The sequence below is a fragment of the Pseudomonas emilianonis genome, assembly GCF_023072625.1.
Taxonomy (GTDB): Bacteria; Pseudomonadota; Gammaproteobacteria; order Pseudomonadales; family Pseudomonadaceae; genus Aquipseudomonas; species Aquipseudomonas paraveronii.
The window spans coordinates 1-3,600 of record NZ_JAKNRV010000450.1; the positions used below are offsets into that span (position 1 = coordinate 1).

Below are 3,600 nucleotides of genomic sequence, written 5' to 3' on the forward strand. Positions count from 1 at the left end.
GGCAGGGCGCTCGCGGGCATTGATCGCCCTCGGGCCGATGCTTGCATTGCCACTCGGGGGCTGGCTGACCTTATCGGCCGGGCCGCGTCCGATCTTTCTGATTCTCGCCGGGTGCTGCCTGCTGGGCTTGTGGATGGCGCGGGGGTTGCCTACTGTCGGCCATGATTTGCACAGCAGTCCGGGGCGCCGTTTCAAGTGGCCCGACAGTGTGGCGCTGTGGTCGTTTATCGAAGGTGTGGCGCTGGATGGGCTGTTTATCTTTGGCCTGTCGATCCAGGCACAGAAACTCCTCGGTGGCGACGCGGTGTTGATCGCCGGTGGCTTGATGGCCTTGCGTTATGTCTCGGAAATGCTCCTGAGCCCGTTGGGCGGTCGCGCGGCGCAACGCTTCGGCGCTACGTCGATGCTGTTGCTGTTTTCATTCCTGAGCGCGTTGGCCCTGGCAGCTTTCGGCAGTTATTGGGTGATCGTCGGCGCGGCCGCGGTGCTGGTGTTGCGGGCGTTGCAATTGCCCCTGGTGACGACCTTGGTGGCCGAGCGCAACCCCGGTTCGATGCGCGCATGCCAATGGCGCGGTGTTGCAGGTGATCCTCGACGGTGTGCCACACCGGCGCCTGGGACAGCTGCGCCAGCTCCTGGGCGACATACGCGTAAGGCCGTGCGCGCATGCGCTCGGCCAGGGCCTGGCGTTGTTCGTCATCCAGGTCGCGACCGAAGATCGGATTAAAACTTTGCGAAGGGAATGCCGGCTTGATCAGCAGCTCGGGCAGTTTCTCCAGGGCTTCGGCAAGCACTGGCGCTTCGCCGCACCACCACGTTGCAATGGACGGCAGGATCAGTTCTTCGCCAAACAAAAACTCGTTGATCTTCGGCAGAAAGCCCAACAGGCCAGGGGACTCCAGCACACCGCTGCCCAGGGCATTGGCCACCAACACGTTACCTTGGCGCGCGGCGTCGAGCAGGCCGGGCACGCCGAGGGCCGAGTCGGTGCGCAGCTCAAGGGGGTCGCAGAAATCGTCGTCCAGGCGGCGCATGATCGCGTGTACCCGGCGCAGGCCGCTGAGGGTTTTCAGGAACACCGTGCTGTCGCGCACCGTGAGGTCGCCGCCTTCCACCAGCGGGTAGCCGAGCTGGCGGGCGAGGTACAGGTGTTCGAAATAGCTTTCGTTGAAACGCCCGGGCGTGAGCAGCACGATCAATGGCGGTTGCTCATCGCTGGGCGCCTGGCGTGCCAGGGTTTCCTGCAGGGTGCGAAAGAAACCGGTGAGGTGCTGCACCTGCAGGTCGCGGTACAGATCCGGAAAGGCACGCGACACGATGGTGCGGTTTTCCAGCGCATAACCGGCGCCGGACGGGGCCTGGGTGCGGTCGGCGGTGACCCACCAGCGGCCATCCGGAGTGCGCGCCAAATCGACGGCATACAGGTGCAAAAACGCGCCGTCGGGCGGCTGGATGCCCTGGCACGGCCAGAGGAAGTTGTTATGCCCGAACACCAGTTCGGCCGGCAGCAAGCCTTCCTTGATCAAGCGTTGCGGGCCGTAGAGATCCGCCAGCACCGCGTTGAGCAGCCGCGCACGCTGGGCGATGCCGGCCGACAAGTGCTGCCATTCATCGGCCGCCAGCACGTGGGGCAGCAGGTCCAGTTCCCACGGGCGATCAGCGCCCTTGGGATCGGCGTAGACGTTGTAGGTCACGCCGTTTTCCTGGATCTGCCGGGTCAGCAACGCCTGGCGCTGGGCCAGTTGCGCGGGGGTGCTGCGTTGCAGGTGGTCGAGCAGGCGCTGCCAATGAGCACGCACCGCGCCGCTATCGTCCAGCAGTTCGTGATAAGTGCCCGCGGTCAGCGGGTAACGGTCGAGCAAGTCGGACATGGAACGCTCGGCAGAGGCAAGGGGGCTCAGGTTAACTCAACAAACACTGCAAATCCTTTGTGGGGACGGGCTTGCTGTGGCGAGGGAGTTTACTCCCGTTCGACTGCGTAGCAGTCGCCTGCGTTGGGGCCGCTTCGCACCCCAGCGGGAGCAAGCTCCCTCGCCACAACAGCCCCCTCCTACATTTTGGCTTGCATTCAGTCATTTTTATTGGGGAAACGTCGCAAATCCAAAGTCATCGGCAATTCGTCATTGATCACGACGGTCGGCACAGGCAGCTTGCCCGGGCTATGCCCCAGGCGGAAAAACCGCGCCATGCGCCGGCTCTCGGCTTCATTGGCGTTCACCGGCAGGCTGTCGTAGTTCCGCCCGCCCGGATGCGCCACATGATACTGGCAACCGCCCAGGGAGCGCTGCATCCAGGTGTCGAGCAGATCGAACACCAACGGCGCATGCACCGCAATGGTCGGTTGCAGACAGTTGGCCGGCTGCCAGGCGCGATACCGCACGCCGGCGACGAACTCGCCGATGCGCCCGGTCGGTTGCAGCGGCACCGGGATGCCGTTGCAGGTCAGCAAATAGCGCTGCGGTGGCAGCCCGCTCAACTTCACCTGCAGGCGCTCCAGGGACGAATCCACATAACGCACCGTGCCGCCGACCGCGCCCTCCTCGCCCAGCACATGCCAAGGCTCCAGAGCCTGACGCAGTTCCAGTTCAATGCCGCTGACGGCGTAGTCGCCGACTTTAGGAAAGCGGAACTCCAGGTGCGCGGCAAACCATTCCGCGCGCAGCGGGTAGCCGGCGGCGTTGAGTTCGACGATCACATCGGCAAAATCCTGCTCGATGAAGTGCGGCAGCAGGAAGCGGTCATGCAACTCGGTGCCCCAGCGCGCCAGTTTCGGCGGCGCATACGGCTCGCGCCAGAAGCGTGCCACCAGCGCGCGCAGCAGCAATTGCTGGGTCAGGCTCATGCGTGCATGGGGCGGCATTTCAAAGGCGCGCAACTCCAGCAGGCCCAGGCGCCCGGTGGCGCCATCGGGGGAGTAGAGCTTGTCGACGCAAAATTCGGCGCGGTGGGTGTTGCCGGTCACGTCGATCAGCAGATTGCGCAACAGCCGGTCCACCAACCACGGCGGGCATTCTTCGCCTGGCGCGGGCATTTGTGCAAAGGCGATTTCCAGCTCATACAGCGCATCGTTACGGGCTTCATCGACCCTGGGCGCCTGGGACGTCGGGCCGATGAACAAGCCGGAAAACAGGTAGGACAACGACGGATGGTTGTGCCAGTAGCTGATCAAACTGCGCAGCAGATCGGGGCGCCGCAGGAACGGTGAGTCCTTGGGTGTCGCGCCGCCCAGCACGAAGTGGTTACCGCCGCCGGTGCCGGTGTGGCGCCCGTCGATCATGAACTTTTCGGTGGTCAGGCGGGTTTGGCGCGCCTCTTCGTAGAGGAACTCGGTGCGTTCCACCAACTCATCCCAGGTGGCGGACGGCTGCACGTTGACTTCGATCACACCAGGGTCGGGCGTGACCCGGAAGTTGCTCAGACGGTAGTCCGCCGGCGGCTCGTAGCCTTCCAGCAGCACCGGGCAGTGCAGTTCTTCGGCGGGTCTTCGAAACGAGCCAGGTGCAGCAGCACCAGCCAGCGTGCCTGGGACAAGCCTAGCCCCGCCAAACGGCGGTCCAGTTCGGCGCGCCAACCTCGGGACATTTGCGCCAACTGCATGCC

General features: G+C 64.5%; 4 pseudogenes. 1 reads left to right on the forward strand and 3 read right to left on the reverse strand.

Going from position 1 to position 3,600, the window contains the following annotated elements:
• Positions 1-559 (forward strand): annotated as a pseudogene (locus L9Z73_RS27255) (MFS transporter); the annotation flags it as partial.
• Here L9Z73_RS27255 and L9Z73_RS27260 read toward each other — a convergent pair.
• The 3 pseudogenes from L9Z73_RS27260 to L9Z73_RS27270 form a co-directional block, all read right to left on the reverse strand.
• Positions 554-1,871 (reverse strand): annotated as a pseudogene (locus L9Z73_RS27260) (circularly permuted type 2 ATP-grasp protein); the annotation flags it as partial. The pseudogenes L9Z73_RS27255 and L9Z73_RS27260 overlap by 6 nt on opposite strands.
• A 197-nt stretch (positions 1,872-2,068) precedes the next feature.
• Positions 2,069-3,478 (reverse strand): annotated as a pseudogene (locus L9Z73_RS27265) (transglutaminase family protein); the annotation flags it as partial.
• Positions 3,475-3,600: pseudogene (locus tag L9Z73_RS27270) on the reverse strand (MarR family transcriptional regulator); the annotation flags it as partial. The pseudogenes L9Z73_RS27270 and L9Z73_RS27265, both read right to left, overlap by 4 nt.